Source organism: Haloferax sp. SDI50 (genome assembly GCF_059802635.1).
The window spans coordinates 1,534,489-1,552,953 of sequence record NZ_JBPULL010000001.1 but is presented as its reverse complement, the minus strand read 5'-3'; the positions used below and the strand labels follow the sequence as shown (position 1 = coordinate 1,552,953).

Genomic DNA, 18,465 nt, shown 5'->3' with positions numbered 1-18,465 from the left:
ATGGAGTTCGACCCACGCCGATTCGGCGTCAAGGCCATCGACGCCGTGGTCTACGCCGTCTCCCTCACCGGCGTGGTGTTCGTCGTGACCGCCGTCGTGAGCACGCTCGCCGGCAACGGACTGCCCGGCGCGAAGTGGCTCATGTTCTTTCTCGGGTTCGCCATGTTCGGCTACGCGTCGCTCAAAGTCCGCCCGAAGGCGGCGTGGAAACGCGGGGACGAGAACGACGGTAACGGCGGCAACGGCAGCAGCGACGGCGGCCTGTTCTCGGGGAGCGACGAACCGGTCGGCGTCGAAAAGCTCGTCGGGGACGCGCTCGACGCGATACTCCCGCCGCGACTGCGACCGGCGAACAGCGACGAGCGGCCGTCGAGCGGGGTGAAGCTCCTCCTCGCGTCGGTCTGTATCCTCGCGACTTCGTACGCGATGGAAGTCGTCTTCGAACTCAACTACTGACCGGCTCGGAGCCACCCGTGACCTTCGATGCCTTTTACCATATACGTCGTCCAGAACGGGTATGGCCGAGCTCGGAGACGACGAGACGCCCGAGGCCGAACGGATCGCGAGCGATGCGGACCGTCGCCGCGAGGCGTGGGGCGCGACGCTCGACGACATGACAGCGATGGCCGACGAGTTCGAGGACGAGGGGTGGGAGACGGTCCGCATCCCGGCGGGTGACAGCGGCCCGTTCGGCCCCTCCAGCGGCAAAGGCGACGAGGGGGCGTTCGGCCTCGCGTACGTCATCCCCGGCGACAAGGCCGAGACCGTCGCCGACCTGTTCGAAGCGACCTCGTTCCCCGAGTACGAGGTGTACCGCGCGGAGAACGACGGCCGCGTCTACATCGTGACGGCGCTGTTCTCGCCGGAGACCGAGACCGCGGTCTTCATCGCGGGCGCGTGGGACCTCCGCGAGGCGCTTGAGTGTGCGACCGTCGCCGTCGAGGAGGGGCGGATGTACTCCTACCTCCAGAAGCTCGACGGCACCGTCGTCGGCGTCGTCGAACACGACGACCCCGAGAAGTTCTTCCCCAACCTCGACGCGATTCGGCGGTACGCGCCGAACAGCGACGACGAGGGCGAAGGCGGCGAGAACTGAGCCGAGGACCGTTCTGCTTCTGCGCCGCGTGCGCACCGTCTGTCCTCCGACCCTCGCGAGCGGCGGCGGACGCCTGTCAGCGAGGCGAAAGCGTTCGCAGAGTACATTAGGCGGGGGGAAGAAAGCGGGTGTATGAAAGTAGCCGACGCGATGACCCGCGGTGAGGAGGTCGTGACGGTGTCCCTGCCGGGCACGCGCGACGACGTGCTGGAATACCTCCAAGAGCGTGGGTTCTCTTCTGTTCCTGTGGTGAAAGAGACCGACGAGGGGACGAAGTACCGAGGGCTCATCTCTCGGGAGGACCTCATCGAACACCCCGACGAGGACCAGCTAGCGGTGCTCGTCCGCGAGGTGCCGACCGCGAGCGCCGACGACGACCTCGAAGCGGTGGCCGCGACGATGGTCTCGGAGGGTGCGCGCCGAATCCCCGTCGTCGACGGCGACGCCATCGAAGGCATCCTCACCGTCACCGACGTGGTCCGGGCCATCGCCCGCGGCGACATCGACGGCGAGACCGAGGTCGGTGGCGTCGCCGCCCGCGACGTGAACACCACGTACGTCGACGTGCCGCTCCACATCGTCGAACGCGAGATATTCTACGCGAACGTGCCCTACGCGGTCGTCCTCGACGACGAGGCCTCGCTGGCCGGCATCGTGACCGAAGTCGACATCATCGAGGTCGCCCGCGTCGTCGAAGGCGAGGCCGGCACCGGCGACTCGGTCGCCAATCAGGACGACGAGTGGATGTGGGAGGGCATCAAGGCGGTCGGCAACCGCTACATCCCGACCCGGAACGTCGAGATACCGGCCGAACCGGTGTCGAAGTTCATGACCGACGACCTCGTGAGCGTCGCCACGCGTGCCACCGCCAAGGACGCCGCCCAGACGATGATTCGCGAGGACATCGAGCAGATTCCGCTCGTCTCCGGCGACGAACTCATCGGCGTCGTCCGCGACATCAACCTGCTGGAGGCGCTGTATGAGTGAGGGCGACGAGTCCGCCGCGCTCACCGAACTCGCCAAGCGACGGGGCTTTTTCTTCGGCTCCTCGGAGGCCTACGGCGGCGTCGGCGGCTTCTACACCTACGGCCCGCAGGGCGCGGCCCTAAAGTCCAACGTCGAGGAGGCGTGGCGCGAGCGCTTCGCCGTCCAGGAGGGTAACCTCGAAATCGAAGCGCCGACCATCATGCCCGAGCCCGTCTTCGAGGCGTCGGGCCACCTCGACGGCTTCGACGACATGCTCGTCGAGTGCGCCGAGTGCGGCGAGTCCCACCGCGCGGACCACCTCATCGAGGACAACTCCGAACTGGAGGACGCCGAGACGCTGTCGCCCGAGGCGGCCGCGGAGAAAATCGCCGACCTCGGCCTCGTCTGTCCGACCTGCGGCGCGGACCTCGCCGGCCAGTCGGTCGAGGACTTCAACCTCATGTTCGAGACGAACATCGGCCCCGGTTCCTCGACGCCGGGCTACCTCCGCCCCGAGACGGCGCAGGGCATCTTCGTGGAGTTCCCGCGCATCAAGGAGTACGCGCGCAACAGCCTCCCGTTCGGCGTGACGCAGGTCGGCCGCGCCTACCGCAACGAGATTTCGCCGCGGAAGAGCATCGTCCGCACCCGCGAGTTCACGCAGGCCGAACTGGAGCACTTCATCGACCCCGAGCGCGACGAGGCCGACCTTTCGGCGGTCGAGGACGTGGAGGTGCTTCTGTACCCCGCGACCGAACAGGAAGCCGACGACGGCGACTACGTCGAGACGACCATCGGCGAGGCCGTCGAGGACGGCATCATCGGCAACGCGTGGCTCGGCTACTTCCTCGGCATCGCCCAGGAGTGGTACGAGACCGTCGGCGTCGACATGGACCGCTTCCGCTTCCGCCAGCACCTCGCGGGCGAGCGCGCCCACTACTCCTCTGACTGCTGGGACGCAGAAAGCGAGGTCGACGGCGACTGGATAGAAATCGCGGGCTTCTCGTACCGCAGCGACTACGACCTCTCGAAGCACGGCGAGTACGGCGACGACGACTTCACCGTCTTCCAGCAGTACGACGAGCCGAAGACGGTCGAGCGCGCCGTCGTCGACCCCGACATGGCGACGCTCGGTCCCGAGTTCGGCGCGCAGGCCGCCGACGTGGCCGAGGCGCTGGAGACGCTCGCCGAGCGCGACCCCGACGCCTTCGACGCCGACGAGGTGACGCTGGACATCGACGGCGAGGAGATTACCGTCGACACCGACGTGGCGAACTTCTCGGTCGAGACGCAGACCGAAGCGGGCGAGCACATCACGCCGCACGTGGTCGAGCCGTCGTTCGGTATCGACCGCACGGTGTACACGCTTCTCGCGCACGCGTACGAGACCGACGAAGTCGACGGCGAGGCGCGGAGCTACCTCTCGCTTTCGCCGTCGGTCGCGCCGACGAACGTCGGCGTCTTCCCGCTCGTGAGCAACGTGGACGAACTGGTCGACCTCGCCGACGACGTGGCCGAAGAACTCCGCGCGGCCGGCTTCGCGGTCGTCTACGACGACTCCGGCAGCATCGGTCGGCGCTACCGCCGACAGGACGAGGTGGGCACACCGTTCTGCATCACCATCGACCGCGACGGGCTCGAAGGCGACGGCGCGGACACCGTCACTATCCGCGAGCGCGACAGCGGCAAGCAGGTCCGACTGCCCGTCGACGACCTCGTCGGAACGCTCGTCGGCCTGCGCGCCGGCACCGCCTCGTTCGACGACGTGCTCGACGCAAACGAGGTCGTCGAGGCGTAACCCGCCGTGGGGCGACCGAGCACCGCCGAGGTGAAGCGGCGACTGGTCCACGCGAGCGGCTCGGGGATGCCGCTTTTGTACCTCCTCGGGCTGGTCGAGTGGCGTACCCTCGGGTATCTGTTCGTCTTCCTCGCGGCGGTCGTCAGCGTCCTCGAACTGCTCCGGCTGTTCGGCGGCCTCGACTGGGCCGTCTACGACGACCTCACCCGCGAGTACGAACAGGACAACGTCGCCGGCTACGCGCTGTACGTCTACAGCCAGACGGCCGTCGCGCTGGTGTTCGGCCCCCACATCGCGGTTCCGGGGATGCTCATGCTCACCATCGGCGACCCGATAAGCGGCCTCATGGGCTCCGCACCGGTGGGTGAGTTGAAGTCGGTGCGGACGCTCGCGGCGATGTTCGCGGTCTGTTTCGCCCTCGCCGCGCCGTTCGTGGTTCCCGTCTCGGGGGTCGTCGCGGGCGGCCTCGCCGCGGCTGCCGGCGCCGCCGGGGCGACGCTGGCCGACGGCGCGAAGCCGGTCGTCGCCGGCTACGTCATCGACGACAACCTCTCGATTCCGCCGGTCGCCTGTACCGCCATCGCGGCGACGCTCTGGCTGCTCACCTGAGCGGAAGGCGGCTTTATTTTGCCCGCTCGCCAATCGTCGGGACATGACTGTCTACGAGAGCGACCTTCCGGGCGTCGGGAAGAAACACGAGGTGGACCTCGGCGACGGCTCCCGGCTGGTCATCGTGACGCACAACACCGGCAAGCGGGAGGTGTTCCGGCGCGCGAGCGCCGACAGCGACTCCGAGAAGCTGTTCGAACTCACCGACAAACTCGCCCGACAGGTGGGGACGCTCCTCGAAGGCGCGTACTTCCAGCCGGTCCAGACGGAGACCATCGAGACGCTGCTGGGTGGGGACACGCTCATCGAGTGGGTCGAGGTCGGCGCGAACTCCGACCTCGCGGGCAAGACGCTCGGCGAGTCCGACCTCCGGCAGGCGACCGGCGCGTCCGTCATCGCCATCGAACGGGGCGACGAGGTCGTCACCTCGCCCGGCGGCGACGCCATGGTCGAAGCCGGCGACACGCTCGTCGTCATCGGTCCCAAGACGGCCTGCCGCGACTTCGTCGCGCTCGTCGAAAGGGGCCTGATGGCGGCGGCGCTGCTCGAATTCGGCTATCTGTTCGCCGTCCTCGCGGTCGTCGGAGCGGTCGCGCTCCGCCTCGGCCTGTCGGTGATTCCCCTCTACGTCGGCGGCGGCGTCGTCGCCGGGCCGTACGTCGCCGGGCGGTTCGGCCTCCCGTACGTCCCGAACGGCGAGGTCGTGACGATTCTGGCGGAACTCGGTATCGTCCTCCTCTTGTTTTTCCTCGGCCTTGAGTTCAGCCTCGACCGACTCCGGGCGTCGGGGGCGAAAATCGGCCGTGCGGGCGTCATCGACCTCGCGGTGAACCTCCCCATCGGCGTCGCCATCGGCCTCGTCCTCGGCTGGTCGCCGGTCGAGGCGCTCCTGCTCGGCGGCATCGTCTACATCTCGTCGTCGGCCATCGTGACGAAGACGCTCATCGACCTCGGGTGGATTGCCGACCCCGAGTCGGAGCCGATTTTGGGCACGCTCGTCTTCGAGGACCTCGCTATCGCGGTCTACCTCGCGGTCGTCACCTCGCTCGTGCTCGGCGGCGACGGCGGCGTCGCGGCCATCGGGCGGTCGCTCGCCATCGCCTTCGGCTTCCTCGGCCTGCTGTTCGTGGCCGTCCAGTACGGGACGGCGCTGTTCGCCCGCGTCCTCGACGTAGAGAACCAAGAGGCGTTCGTCCTGCGGGCGCTCGCGGTCGTCGTCCCAATTTCGGGCGCGGCGCTCGCGCTCGGGGTGAGCGAGGCCGTCGCGGCGTTCTTCGTCGGCATGGGCTTTTCGACGAGCGGCCACCGGGAACGACTCGAACACCTGCTCGTCTCCGTGCGCGACGTGTTCGCCGCGGTGTTCTTCTTCTGGATTGGGCTCGGCACCGACCCGACGCTGTTGGCGGCGGCGGCCGTCCCGCTCGCCATCGCGGTCGTCCTCTCGACGCCGTCGAAGGTTCTCTCGGGCTATCTCGGCGGTCGGGCGTACGACCTCTCGGCGCACCGGTCGCTCCGGGTCGGCGTCGGGATGGTCCCCCGCGGCGAGTTCTCGCTCGTCATCGCGGCGCTGGCCGCCGCGGGCACGACGCCGGTGATGCGCGACATCATCCCGGCGTTCGCCGTCGGCTACGTGTTCGTCATGAGCGCGCTCGGCACGGTGTTGATGCAGCGGTCCGACCTCGTGGAGCGTCTGGTCTTCCGCGGCGGCGAGACTGACGGCGAGGCCTCGGCGGAGGGCGCCTGAGTCGCCCCGGCGGGGCGTGTTCGAACCGTCGGTGGCGAATCGACCGCGGCCGACGCCGACCGACCCGAACGTCGAGGCCGACTCGAACGACTCGACTGCTCGACCGGCCACAGAACACTTACCCGAAGAGCCGTCACGTTGCGGGTGCTATGACCCTTATCGAGTGGCTCATCATCGCAGTCGTCGTGGTCGCGGTTATCGCGCTCGTCCTCGCGCTCGTCGACAACGAACTGCTGGTCGAACTCGCCGGGGAGTTGCTCGACTGAGGAAACGTTTGCGTCGCCGGAAGCGTTTAATAGGGAAGCCGCCGTAGCGTCTCACAACCATGGCGACTCGCAGCACTTGCGCCACTTTTGCCCCGCTGCGAGCCGCGGCTGTCCGACCCCGACGACGGGCCCTTTAGGGCCACAATCATCACCTCCTTCGGGACACGTCGAAACCGCTAATCTCCTGTTTTCGTGCCCATAGGCATCTCTACCTCTTAATTTCACAGAACGAATGCAAAGAATTTATCTGTATGTCCCCGCCACAGACGAGTACATGAAGAAAGTCGCACTCGCGTTCTCGGGCGGACTCGACACGACAGTCTGCGTCCCGATTCTCGAAGAGGAGTACGGATACGACGAAGTCGTCGGCGTCACGGTCGACGTCGGCCAGCCCGAAGAGGAGTTCGAGGAGGCCTACGAGACGGCCGAGGCCCTCGGACTGGAACACTACGTCGTCGACGCGAAACAGGAGTTCGCACAGCTCTGTCTCGACTCGGTCTGCGCCAACGCGGACTATCAGGGCTACCCGCTCGGCACCGCGCTCGCACGCCCGGTCATCGCCAAGGCGATTCTCGAGAAAGCCGAAGAAGCAGGCTGTGACGGCATCGCTCACGGCTGTACGGGCAAGGGCAACGACCAACTCCGCTTCGAGGCGGTCTGGCGCGCCTCCGACCTCGAAGTCATCGCACCCGTCCGCGAGATGGGCATGACCCGCGAGTGGGAAATCGAGTACGCCGCCGAGAAGAACCTCCCGGTGCAGGGCGGCAACGAGGGCGTCTGGTCCATCGACACGAATCTCTGGAGCCGTTCCATCGAGGGCGGCAACCTCGAAGACCCCGGCTACGTCCCGCCGGAGGACATCTACGAGTGGACCGACCAGCCCTCGGACGAGACGGAACTCATCGAAATCGCGTTCGAAGACGGCTACCCGGTCGCCGTCGACGACGAGGAGCTCGAACCCCTCGAACTCATCTCGCTTCTCAACGAGAAGGCCGGCAAGCACGGCGTCGGCCGCACGGACATGATGGAAGACCGCATGCTCGGCCTCAAGGTGCGCGAGAACTACGAGCACCCGGCCGCGACGACGCTCCTGAACGCCCACGAGGCGCTCGAAGGGCTCGTCCTCACGAAGGAGGAACGCGACTTCAAGGCCACCGTCGACAACGAGTGGTCCCAGAAGGCCTACGAGGGCCTCATCGACGCCCCGCTCGTGGGCGCGCTGAACGCCTTCCTCGAAAAGACCCAAGAGCGCGTCACGGGCACCGTGACCATCAAGTTCGAGGGCGGACAGGCCCGCCCGGTCGGCCGCGAGTCCGAGTACGCCGCCTACTCCGAGTCCGCCGCCTCCTTCAACACGGAGACGGTCGACGGCATCGAGCAGGCCGACGCCACGGGCGTCGCCAAGTACCACGGCTTCCAGGCGCGCCTCGCCAACCAGAACGCGAAGAAAGAAAAGCCCGAACTCGCCGCAGACGGCGGTAGCGACTGAGATGGCAGGCGAGGACGGCGACTCCGAGGGCGTCATCCGCCGGGACCGCTTCAGCGGCGGCCCCGCCCGCGGGTTCATGTCGAGCCTCGCGGCCGACGAACGCATCTTCGAGGCCGACCTCGCCGTCGACCGGGCGCACGTCGTGATGCTCGCGTCGCAGGACATCATCGAGTCCGAGGTCGCGAGCGAGATTCTCGCCGCGCTGGACGAGGTCGAGGCCGCGGGCCACGACTCGCTTTCGGGCGGCGAAGACGTCCACGAGGCCATCGAGGCCGCCGTCATCGACATCGTTGGCCCCGACGGCGGAAAGATGCACACCGCCCGCTCGCGCAACGACGAGGTGGCGACCTGCATCCGCTACCGCCTGCGCGAGGACGTGCTTTCGGCGCTCGACGCGGCGCTCGCCCTGCGCGAGTCGTTACTCGAGACGGCCGCCGAACACACCGAGACGGTGATGCCCGGCTACACGCACCTCCAGCCCGCGCAACCGACGACGGTCGCGCACTTTCTCCTCTCGTACGAACGGGCGGTCGCCCGCGACTGCGCCCGCCTCATGTGCGCGTACGAGCGCATCAACCAGTCGCCGCTCGGGTCGGCCGCCTTCGCGGGGACGCCCTTCGACGTGAACCGCGAACTCGCCGCCGACCTGCTCGGCTTCGACCGCGTGATGGAGAACTCGATGGACGCCTCCGCGACCCGCGACTTCCTCGCGGAGACGCTGTCGGCGCTCACGACCCACGCGGTCACGCTCTCCGGCCTCGCCGAGGACCTCGTGATATTCTCGAACAAGGGGCTCGTCGAGCTGTCGGACGACTACTCGTCGACCTCCTCCATCATGCCGCAGAAGAAGAACCCCGACACGATGGAGCTCGTCCGCGCCGTCGCGGGCGACGCGGTCGGAGAACTCACCGGCCTCCTGACGACGCTAAAGGGGCTGCCGCGTGCGTACAACCGCGACCTCCAGCGCGCCCACAAACACGCGTTCCGCACCGTCGACGACGTGGGCGAGGCGGCCGCGGTCGCCGCCGGCGCGGTGGCGTCAGCGGCGTGGCCCGAAGACGAACTCGCCGCGGCCGCGGGCGACGGCTTTTCGACCGCGACCGGCGTGGCTGACCTGCTGGCGATGGCCGGCCTGCCGTTCCGCACGGCCCACGAGGTCGTCGCGGAGGCGGCCGCCCGCTCCGAGGGAACGCCCGACGTGGCAACACTTGACGCCGTCGCTACGGACGTATTAGGTGAGTCACTCTTTACGCACGTGACAGCCGAGGCCGTCGAAGCCGCGCTCGACCCGACCGAGAGCGTGGCGAGTCGCGATTCGGTCGGCGGGCCCGCGCCCGCCGCCGTGGAAGCGACCCTGTCGACGGCCCGCGACGAGCTCTCGGACGACGCCGCCGCGGTCGCGGACGCCCGCGACTCACTTTCGGCGGCCGCCGAAGGCCTCGACGAGGAGGTTTCGAGCTATGTCTGAGTCCGACCGCGCAACGCCCACGGGCCTGCTCCGACGACCGCGAGCGGTCGCGCCGCGACGACCGGCGGGGCTCCGACGACCCCGACCGGAACCGCGGCGACGACGACCACGACCGACGCGGGGGACGGGTCGACCGGTCCGACGACCGGTCCCGTCTCCGGCGTCGAGTGAGCGTGGCACCCAAGCTCGACGCGTCGTTCAGCCGACCCGTATTGTCGGCAGATTCGACAGATAACACCCGTTAGAGGCTTCTTTGCATTAATTTTCTCCGCGTAATTTTCGACGGCTTTAATACCATCCGTCGACCAGCCACGGATGTAATGAGCGACACCATCACCGCGGAAGACCCGCTGAGCGGAGAGGAAATCGAGCTGCCGGCCGACGTCGAAGTCGGTGAAATCATCGACAGCCCCGCCACGGGCGCAGAGCTTGAGGTCGTCTCCCTCGACCCCGTGACACTCGAAGAAGCGCCCGAACTCGAAGAGGACTGGGGAGAGTAAATTGCACGTTGGACTGCTCTATTCCCGGATTCGCCGCGACGAGAAGCTGCTTCTCAACGAGCTTCGCGACCGCGGCCACGAGGTGACGAAGATAGACGTTCGGAAAGAGCAGTTCGACCTCACGGAGCCGCCGGAATCGTTCGACGGACTCGACGTGGTGGTCGACCGCTGTCTGGCGACGAGCAGGAGCATCTACATCACGCGCTTCCTGAAGTCGTACGGAATCCCGGTCGTCAACTCCCACGAGACCGCCGATATCTGCGCCGACAAGGCGAAAAACAGCCTCGCGCTCGCGGACGCCGGCGTCCCCACGCCGAACACGAAAGTGGCGTTCACGGTCGACTCGGCGATGGACATCGTCGAGGAGTTCGGCTACCCCTGCGTCCTCAAGCCGGTCGTCGGCTCGTGGGGTCGCCTGATGGCGAAAATCGACTCCGAGTCGGCCGCCGAGGCCATCCTCGAACACAAATCGACGCTCGGTAACTACGAGCACAAGGTGTTCTACATCCAGGAGTTCGTCGAGAAGCCGGGCCGCGACATCCGCGTGCTCGCCACCGACGGCGAACCCGTGGCCGCGATGGTCCGCTCGTCGGACCACTGGCTCACGAACGCCGCGAAAGGCGCGAGCGTCGAGGAGTTCGAACTCGACGACCGCGCGAAGGAACTCGTCAAACAGGCGTCCGACGCGGTCGGCGGCGGCCTGCTCGGCGTCGACCTCATGGAGACGGGAGACGACTACACCGTCCACGAGGTCAACCACACCGTCGAGTTCAAGGCGCTCAACGACGCCGTCGAGGCGGACGTTCCCGCGACGGTCGTCGACTGGCTCGAAGCCAAGGTCGACGGCGAGCAGTCGCTGGCGGAGGTCTCGGCGTGAGCGACCAACTCACCGCGGGCGTCGTCGGCGGCTCCGGGTTCACCGGCGGCGAACTGCTCCGCCTGCTCGACGGCCACCCGAACTTCGATATCGAACAGGCGACAAGCCGCTCCTACGAGCGCAAGACCGTCGGGCACGTCCACCCGAACCTTCGTCACCTCGACCTCCGTTTCACCTCGCCGGAGGACCTCGAATCCGTCGACGTGCTGTTCACGGCGACGCCCCACGGCGTCTCGATGGAGCACATCGACGCCTTTCAGGACGCGGCGGACACCGTCGTCGACCTCTCCGCGGACTTCCGCCTCTCCGAGGCGGCGCAGTACGACGAGTGGTACGACGGCCACGTCTGCCCCGAGTATCTGGAGCAATCGGAGTACGCGCTCCCCGAACTGAACCGCGAGAACCTCCCCGGCGCGGACCTCATCGCCGCGGGCGGCTGTAACGCGACCGCGACGATTCTCGGCCTCAAGCCGCTTTTCGACGCTGGCATCCTCGCCGGCGACGAGCAGGTCGTCGTGGACGTGAAAGTCGGCTCGTCGGAGGGCGGCGCGGGCGCGAGCAAGGCGTCGTCGCACGCCGAGCGCTCGGGCATCGTCCGCCCCTACGCGCCGACCGGCCACCGTCACGAGGCCGAAATCGAGGAGTACCTCGGGCTTTCGGTCTCGTTTACCGTCCACGCGGTCGACATGGTCCGCGGCGCGGCGGCGACCTGTCACGTCTTCCCCGACGGCCCCGTCTCGAAGGGCGACATGTGGAAAGCGTTCCGCGGCTCCTACGGCGACGAACCGTTCATGCGCACCGTCGCCGGCGGCGGCGGCGTCTACCGCTACCCGGAACCGAAGTCGGTCGCCGGGACGAACTTCGGCGAGGTCGGCTTCGAAGTCGACCCCGGAAACCGACGACTCGTCGTCTTCTCGGCCATCGACAACATGATGAAAGGCTCCGCGGGGCAGGCGGTCCACGCCGCCAACATCGCGCTCGGGCTGGACGAGACCGCCGGACTCGACTTCACCGGCTTCCACCCCGTCGGCTCGCCCTGACCGCACCGCCCCCGAACGCTCGCCCCGACCCACGATTTACGCACCATCTCGACTATGACAGGATACACACGCGAGGAACTGCTCGCGGCACACGAACAGCTCGTCGACAACGAAGCGAACCTACTCACCGATGGCGGCTCCGAGCCGCCGGTCGTCGTCAAAATCGGCGGCGCGAAGGCCGTCGACCCGCAGGGAGCCGTCTCCGACGTGGCCCACCTCGTCGCCAACGGCACCGACGTGGTCGTCGTCCACGGCGGTTCGACCGCCGTCGACGAGACGCTCGAAGAACTCGGTGAGGAGCCGACCTACGTCGAGTCGCCCTCGGGCGTCTCCGGCCGCTTCACCGACGAGCGCACCATGGAGGTCTTCTCGATGGTGATGCCCGGCAAGCTCAACACCGACCTGACGGCGCTGTTCCGCGAGGCGGGCGTCGACGCGCTCGGCCTCTCGGGCGTCGACGGCGGCCTTCTGACCGGCCCGCGCAAGTCGGCCGTCCGCGTCGTCGAAGACGGCAAGAAGAAAATCAAGCGCGGCGACCACTCCGGGAAGATTACCGCGGTGAACGCGACGCTCCTCGAAACGCTCCTCGACGGCGGTTACACGCCCATCGTGACCGTTCCGATGCTCGCCGACGACGGCGTGCCGGTCAACGCCGACGCCGACCGCGCCGCCGCCGCAGTCGCGGGCGCGCTCGGCGCGAAACTCGTCGTCCTCACCGACGTGAAGGGCGTCTACGCCGACCCCGACGACGAGTCGACGCTCATCGAGACGGCCGACACGCCCGAGGAGTTCTCGGCGCTCGAATCGGCCGCCGAGGGGTTCATGACGAAGAAGGTCATGGCCGCGAAGGAGGCGCTCGACGGCGGGGCCGCCGAGGTCGTCGTCTCCGACGCGAACCTCAACGACCCCATCGTGACGGCGCTCAACGGCGGCGGCACGCACGTGACGCCCGGCGCGCTGGTCGAAGCAGAGGAGGCTGAGCAGTAATGTCAGGATTCGTCTTCAACGAGAAACCCATCGCCATCGAGTCCGGCGAGGGGCCGTACCTCTACGCCGACGACGGTACCGAGTACCTCGACTTCGGCGCGAGTTACGCCGTCGCGGCGCTCGGCCACTCCCACCCCGCGGTCACCTCCGCGATTCAGGAGCAGGCCGCGAAGTTGACCTACGTGCAGGCGTCGTACCCCGTCGAGGTTCGCACGGAACTCTACGAGAAGTTGGCGACGCTCGCACCCGGCGACATCTCGAACGTCTGGCTCTGTAACTCCGGCACCGAGGCCAACGAGGCGGCGATGAAGTTCGCCCGCTCCGCGACCGGCCGCCAGAAAATCGTCGCCACGAAGCGCGCCTTCCACGGTCGCACCCTCGGGAGCCTCGCGCTGACGTGGAAACAGAAGTACAAGAAGCCCTACGAACCGGTCGCCGGCGGCGTCGAGTTCGTCAGCTACGGCGACGAAGAGGAACTCGCCGAGGCCGTCGACGACGAAACGGCCGCGGTCTTCTTAGAGCCGATTCAGGGCGAAGGCGGCATCAACCCCGCGACGGCCGAGTATCTTCAGACCGCCCGCGACCTGACCGAGGACGCCGGCGCGGCGCTCGTCTTCGACGAGATTCAGACCGGCATCGGTCGCACCGGGTCGCTGTGGGCCTGCGAGAACGCCGGCGTCGTCCCCGACATCCTGACGAGCGCGAAGGGTATCGCCAACGGCCTGCCGCTCGGCGCGACGCTCTGCGCCGACTGGATTGCCGACGGCGCGGCCTCCCACGGCTCGACGTTCTCCGGCGGCCCCGTGGTCTGTGCGGCGGCGAACGCCACCCTCGACACCATCGTCGAGGAGGACCTGCCCGGCCACGCGGCCGCGGTTGGCGACTACCTCACGACGGAACTCGAAGCCGCCGTCGAAGAACACGACCTGCCGGTCCGCGAGGTCCGCGGCGACGGCCTCATGGTCGGCGTCGAGGTCAAACGCGGCGCGAACCGCACGCTGAAGCACCTCGCGCTGTCCGAGCAGTTGCTCGCGCTCCCCGCGGGCCGGACGGTCGTCCGGTTCCTGCCGCCGCTCGTCATCGACGAGGAGCACGCCGACCGCGCGGTGGACGCCATGACGAACGTGTTATCATGAACGCCGAAATCGACCGCGAGGACGGCGGCGAGGCGGACGCGGAGACCGAGACGGAGTCGGCGGCCGACGCAGAGGTCGACGTGACCCCCGACGCGGACGCCGACACCGACGCCCTCGACGAGGGCGAGTGGGCCGACGCGCGCCACCTCCTCTACGACATGGTCTCGACGCCCTCGGTGTCGGGCGACGAGGAGGCGGCCGCCGAGGTGCTGAAGGCGTTCTTCGAGGCGCACGACCGCGAGGTGTGGATAGACGAAATCGGCAACGTCCGCGCGCCGGCCGACGACGCGGTGCTTCTCACCTCCCACATCGACACCGTCCCCGGCGACGTGCCGGTGAAAATCGAAGACGGCGTCCTCTGGGGTCGCGGCAGCGTCGACGCCACCGGGCCGCTCTGTTCGATGGCCGCGGCGGCCGTCGAGACGGGCGCCTCGTTCGTCGGCGTCGTCGGCGAGGAGACCTCCTCGCGCGGCGCGTGGCACCTCGTGGAAGACCGCGAGGAGCCCGACGCGGTCGTCAACGGCGAGCCCTCGGGCTGGGACGGCGTCACGCTCGGCTACCGCGGGTTCCTCTCCGGGACGTACATCTCGACGAGCGAACTCGGCCACTCCTCGCGGCCCGAGGAGAACGCCATCCAGTCCGCGGTCGCGTGGTGGTCCCGCGTGGCCGACTTCTTCGACGAGGAGCGCGACGGCGTCTTCGACACCGTGACGACCAAGCCCGTGACGTTCGACGGCGGCCCGACCGACGACGGCCTCGCGGTCGAGGCGACGGTGGACGTGCAGTTCCGCGTCCCGCCGCGGCTCTCCATCGACGACGTGCGCGAGGTCGCGGAAAGCGAACTCACCCGCGGCGGCGTCCACTGGAACAAGCCCATCCCACCGGTCATGATGAGCCCCCGCACCGACGTGGCGCGGGCGTTCCGCGTCGCCATCCGCAACGTCGGCGGCGTGAAGCCTCGGCTCCTCCGCAAGACCGGGACCAGCGACATGAACATCTTCGCCGGGACGTGGGACTGCCCGATGGCGACCTACGGTCCCGGCGACTCCGACCTCGACCACGCTCCGAACGAACACCTCGACCTCGCCGAGTTCGACAGCGCCATCGACGTGCTCGTCGACGTCTGCGAGCGCCTCGCGGACGACTGAGGCGAGACGAGCGACGGCGAGAACGAGGGACCGACCGACCGAGACGACGAACCGACACGGAGACACGACATACGACACAATGCTCGAAACCACCCACTTCACCGACATCGACGACATCAGCGCATCGGAGTTAGACCGCGTTCTCACCCGCGCCGCCGACATCAAGTCCGGCGACGACGAGACGCAGCTCACCCGAGCGACGCTGGCGATGCTCTTCGAGAAACCGAGTACCCGGACGCGTGTCTCCTTCGAGACGGGGATGACCGAACTGGGCGGCCACGCGCTGTTCCTCGGCCCCGAGGACATCCAGCTCGGCCACGGCGAGCCGCTTTCGGACACCGCGCGCGTGCTGGGTCGCTACGGCGACGCCATCATGGTCCGCCTGTTCGAACACGAGGACCTCCTCGAAATCGCGGAGCACTCCGACGCGCCGGTCATCAACGGCCTGACCGACGACGCCCACCCCTGCCAGACGCTCGCCGACCTGCTCACCATCCGCGAACACGTCGGCGACTTCGACGAGGTGTCCGCGGCGTGGGTCGGAGACGGCAACAACGTCGGCCAGTCGTTCGTCCTCGGCTGTGCGATGGCCGGCATCGACCTCACCGTGGCGACCCCGCCGGAGTACGGCGTCGACGACGACGTGCTCGAGAAGGCCGCCGAACTCGGCTCGACGCCGACGATTACGACCGACCCCGAGGAGGCCGTTTCGGACGCGGACGTGGTCTACACCGACGTGTGGATTTCGATGGGCCAGGAGGACCAGCGCCACGAGAAACTGCAAGCGTTCGAGGGGTTCCAACTCAACGAGGAGTTGCTCTCGGGGACCGACGCGCAGGTCATGCACTGCCTGCCGGCCCACCGCGGCGAGGAGATTACCGGCGACGTGCTCGAAGGCGAGCGCTCGCTCGTCTGGGACCAGGCGGAGAACCGCCTGCACGCCCAGAAGGGTCTCATCGTCGAACTGCTCGAATAAATTCGGGTCCACGGCGGTCGCGGCTCTTTGCAGCTTCTCAGAAGACGCCGTCGAGCGCGGAGGTACGCTCTACCGTTCCCGTCGCCTCCGGCGGTGTCGAGGCCTCCGAGCCTTTTAATCGGATGGCGGCCGAGATTCTCCCGTGGCCCACGCCAACGGCGCACCCGACGACGGCGACGCGGACGGAGCGTGGCGGTTCTTCCCGTACGACGAGCCGTACCCCAATCAGGAGGCGGCGATGTCCGGCATCGCCGACGCGCTCGGCGACGAGCGGAACGTCCTCCTCGAAGGGGCGACCGGGACCGGGAAGACAATCTCCGCGCTCGTGCCCGCGCTCTCGTACGCCCGCGAGCACGACAAGACGGTCGTCATCACGACGAACGTCCACCAGCAGATGCGCCAGTTCGTCGAGGACGCCCGCGCCATCACCAGAGAGGAGGCCATCCGCGCGGTGGTGTTCCGCGGGAAATCCTCGATGTGCCACATCGACGTGGGTTTTCAGGAGTGTCAGACGCTCCGCGATACGACCCGAAGCATCGTCGAAAAGGAGTCCGACAAGGCCGAACTCTCCGAGCAGGCGCAGTCGCTCCTCGACGGGATGCGCGAGGGCGAATCCGGCGCGGCCGACGCGCGAAGCGCCGTCACGGACGAACTCGACGCCATCGACGACGAGTTGGCGGAGTTGAAGGAGGGCAACTACTGCGAGCACTACTACAACAACCTCGCGCGGAACACAGACGAGTTCTTCCAGTGGCTGTTCGACGACGTGCGGACGCCCGACGAGATTTTCGAGTACGCGGGCAAGCAGAACCTCTGCGGCTACGAACTGCTCAAGGAGGGGATGGAAGGCATCGACCTCGTGGTCTGCAACTACCACCACCTGCTCGACCCGATGATACGCGAGCAGTTCTTCCGGTGGTTGGACCGCGACCCCGACGACGTGATTACGGTGTTCGACGAGGCGCACAACATCGAGAGCACGGCCCGCGACCACGCGAGTCGCGCGCTCACCGAGAACACGCTCGAAAGCGCGATGAACGAGTTGGAAGACGAAGACGACTCGCGGGCCGAGAGCGCCCGCAACGTCATCGGGACGTTCCTCGACGCGCTCCGCGACAGCTACGAGGAGGCGTTCGGCTTCGGCGAGCGCGAGCAGGTCGGTGAGAACTGGTACGACCTCTCTATCGCCAGTCAGGGTCGCCGCGACGACCTGACGATGGAGTTCCTACAATCCTACGAGGGCCGCGGCATCGACGTGGAAGTCGAACTCGCCCTCCAGTTGGGCAAGCAGTTAGACGAGCAGTACGAAGACGCGTACAAGAACGGCGAGGCGACGACGCGCAAGGAGTGCCAGACGTTACAGGCGGCGAACTTCATCGCTGACTGGACGGAGCTGGGCGACGAACTCGGCCGCCACCCGATGCTGTCGGTCCGCCGCGACGGCGGCACCGACGAGATTTACGGCCGCGCGGAACTGTACACCTGTATCCCGCGGGAGGTCACGAAGGAGCTGTTCGAGGAGGTTCACGCGAGCATCCTGATGTCGGCGACGCTCCGTCCGTTCGACGTGACGGAAAGCACGCTCGGCCTCGACGACCCGGTGACGATGGCCTACGGGCTCGAATACCCCGAGAAGAACCGCCGGACGTTTTCGGTCTCGCTGCCCGCGCTGTTCTCCTCCGAGCGCGACGACCCCGGCACACAGGAGACGGTCGAGGAGGTGCTCGCGGACGCCGCCGGCTTCACGCCGGGGAACACGCTCGCGTTCTTCCCGTCGTACGCCGAGGCCGAGCGCTACCACGAGCGCCTGCGCGCCAACCCGGACATCGACGCGGAGCTGTTTTTAGACGAACCGGGCGTCCGCGCCGAGGAGATGCGCCGGGAGTTCGTCGGCAAGGACGGCGCGGTGCTTCTCACCTCGCTGTGGGGGACGCTCGCGGAGGGGGTGAGCTTCGACGGCGACGACGCCCGAACGGTCGTGGTCGTCGGCGTACCCTACCCGCATCTCTCCGAGCGGTTGGAGGCGGTACAGGACGCCTACGACCGCGTCTACCGTCGGAAAAAGGACGCCGGCTGGCGCTACGCCGTCGAAATTCCGACGATTCGAAAGACCAGACAGGCGCTCGGGCGGGTCATCCGCGCGCCCGACGACTTCGGCGTCCGCGTGCTGGCCGACAAGCGCTACACCCGCGAGAGTTCCTCCATGGGGAAGTACGGCGTCCGCGGGTCGTTCCCGGTCGAAGAGCGCGCTGAAATGGTCGATATCGCGCCGAACAAACTCAAGTTCGCCATGCTGAACTTCTACACCGACCACGACGCCTACGACGGCGACCCGCCGCGACCCTGAGCCTGAGCGGGTCGCGCT

Annotated in this window: 16 protein-coding genes and 1 pseudogene; all 17 read left to right on the top strand. The window is 67.8% G+C overall.

The window, feature by feature from the left end; all coding sequences use genetic code 11:
• The 17 genes and pseudogenes from ACSR87_RS07995 (at position 1) to ACSR87_RS07915 (ending at position 18,447) form a co-directional block, all read left to right on the top strand.
• On the top strand, positions 1–456 hold the full coding sequence (locus ACSR87_RS07995) for a DUF7555 family protein (RefSeq protein WP_498530112.1): 456 nt from the start codon (positions 1–3) through the stop codon (positions 454–456).
• Between the two features lie 61 nt (positions 457–517).
• Complete coding sequence (locus ACSR87_RS07990) at positions 518–1,096, top strand: DUF7529 family protein (protein ID WP_008576573.1); 579 nt, start codon at positions 518–520, stop codon at positions 1,094–1,096.
• A 132-nt stretch (positions 1,097–1,228) separates the two neighbouring features.
• On the top strand, positions 1,229–2,083 hold the full coding sequence (locus tag ACSR87_RS07985) for a CBS domain-containing protein (protein WP_498530111.1): 855 nt from the start codon (positions 1,229–1,231) through the stop codon (positions 2,081–2,083).
• The gene (glyS, locus tag ACSR87_RS07980) at positions 2,076–3,860 is read left to right on the top strand and encodes a glycine--tRNA ligase (RefSeq protein WP_498530110.1); all 1,785 of its coding nucleotides are present in this window, start codon (positions 2,076–2,078) and stop codon (positions 3,858–3,860) included. Before ACSR87_RS07985 ends, glyS begins: the two co-directional genes overlap by 8 nt.
• Positions 3,861–3,866: 6 nt before the next feature.
• Complete coding sequence (locus ACSR87_RS07975; RefSeq protein ID WP_498530109.1) at positions 3,867–4,469, top strand: dolichol kinase; 603 nt, start codon at positions 3,867–3,869, stop codon at positions 4,467–4,469.
• Positions 4,470–4,512: 43 nt separating this feature from the next.
• Positions 4,513–4,989, top strand: a pseudogene (locus ACSR87_RS07970) (cation:proton antiporter regulatory subunit); the annotation flags it as partial.
• Positions 4,990–4,998: 9 nt separating this feature from the next.
• Positions 4,999–6,213, top strand: a complete 1,215-nt coding sequence (locus ACSR87_RS07965) for a cation:proton antiporter (RefSeq protein WP_498531049.1) — start codon at positions 4,999–5,001, stop codon at positions 6,211–6,213.
• Positions 6,214–6,753: 540 nt separating this feature from the next.
• The gene (locus tag ACSR87_RS07960) at positions 6,754–7,968 is read left to right on the top strand and encodes an argininosuccinate synthase (RefSeq protein WP_498530108.1); all 1,215 of its coding nucleotides are present in this window, start codon (positions 6,754–6,756) and stop codon (positions 7,966–7,968) included.
• Position 7,969: 1 nt separating this feature from the next.
• Positions 7,970–9,436: an argininosuccinate lyase gene (gene argH, locus ACSR87_RS07955; protein WP_405311535.1), complete on the top strand. Its 1,467-nt coding sequence runs from the start codon at positions 7,970–7,972 to the stop codon at positions 9,434–9,436.
• Between the two features lie 320 nt (positions 9,437–9,756).
• Positions 9,757–9,936 carry a lysine biosynthesis protein LysW gene (gene lysW, locus ACSR87_RS07950; protein ID WP_004045057.1) on the top strand — a complete coding sequence of 60 codons (180 nt, stop codon included), beginning with the start codon at positions 9,757–9,759 and terminating at the stop codon, positions 9,934–9,936.
• A gap of 1 nt (position 9,937) precedes the next feature.
• Positions 9,938–10,813, top strand: coding sequence for a lysine biosynthesis protein LysX (lysX, locus tag ACSR87_RS07945; RefSeq protein ID WP_498530107.1), 876 nt, complete (start codon positions 9,938–9,940; stop codon positions 10,811–10,813).
• Positions 10,810–11,853, top strand: coding sequence for an N-acetyl-gamma-glutamyl-phosphate reductase (argC, locus tag ACSR87_RS07940; protein WP_498530106.1), 1,044 nt, complete (start codon positions 10,810–10,812; stop codon positions 11,851–11,853). Before lysX ends, argC begins: the two co-directional genes overlap by 4 nt.
• A 54-nt stretch (positions 11,854–11,907) precedes the next feature.
• On the top strand, positions 11,908–12,840 hold the full coding sequence (locus ACSR87_RS07935) for an acetylglutamate/acetylaminoadipate kinase (RefSeq protein ID WP_498530105.1): 933 nt from the start codon (positions 11,908–11,910) through the stop codon (positions 12,838–12,840).
• The gene (locus ACSR87_RS07930) at positions 12,840–13,976 is read left to right on the top strand and encodes an aspartate aminotransferase family protein (RefSeq protein WP_498530104.1); all 1,137 of its coding nucleotides are present in this window, start codon (positions 12,840–12,842) and stop codon (positions 13,974–13,976) included. The genes ACSR87_RS07935 and ACSR87_RS07930 overlap by 1 nt, the downstream gene beginning before the upstream one ends.
• The gene (locus ACSR87_RS07925; protein WP_498530103.1) at positions 13,973–15,124 is read left to right on the top strand and encodes a [LysW]-lysine hydrolase; all 1,152 of its coding nucleotides are present in this window, start codon (positions 13,973–13,975) and stop codon (positions 15,122–15,124) included. Before ACSR87_RS07930 ends, ACSR87_RS07925 begins: the two co-directional genes overlap by 4 nt.
• 79 nt (positions 15,125–15,203) lie before the next feature.
• Positions 15,204–16,100 carry an ornithine carbamoyltransferase gene (argF, locus tag ACSR87_RS07920; protein WP_004065839.1) on the top strand — a complete coding sequence of 299 codons (897 nt, stop codon included), beginning with the start codon at positions 15,204–15,206 and terminating at the stop codon, positions 16,098–16,100.
• Positions 16,101–16,242: 142 nt separating this feature from the next.
• Positions 16,243–18,447, top strand: coding sequence for an ATP-dependent DNA helicase (locus ACSR87_RS07915; RefSeq protein ID WP_498530102.1), 2,205 nt, complete (start codon positions 16,243–16,245; stop codon positions 18,445–18,447).
• Positions 18,448–18,465: the final 18 nt, after the last annotated feature.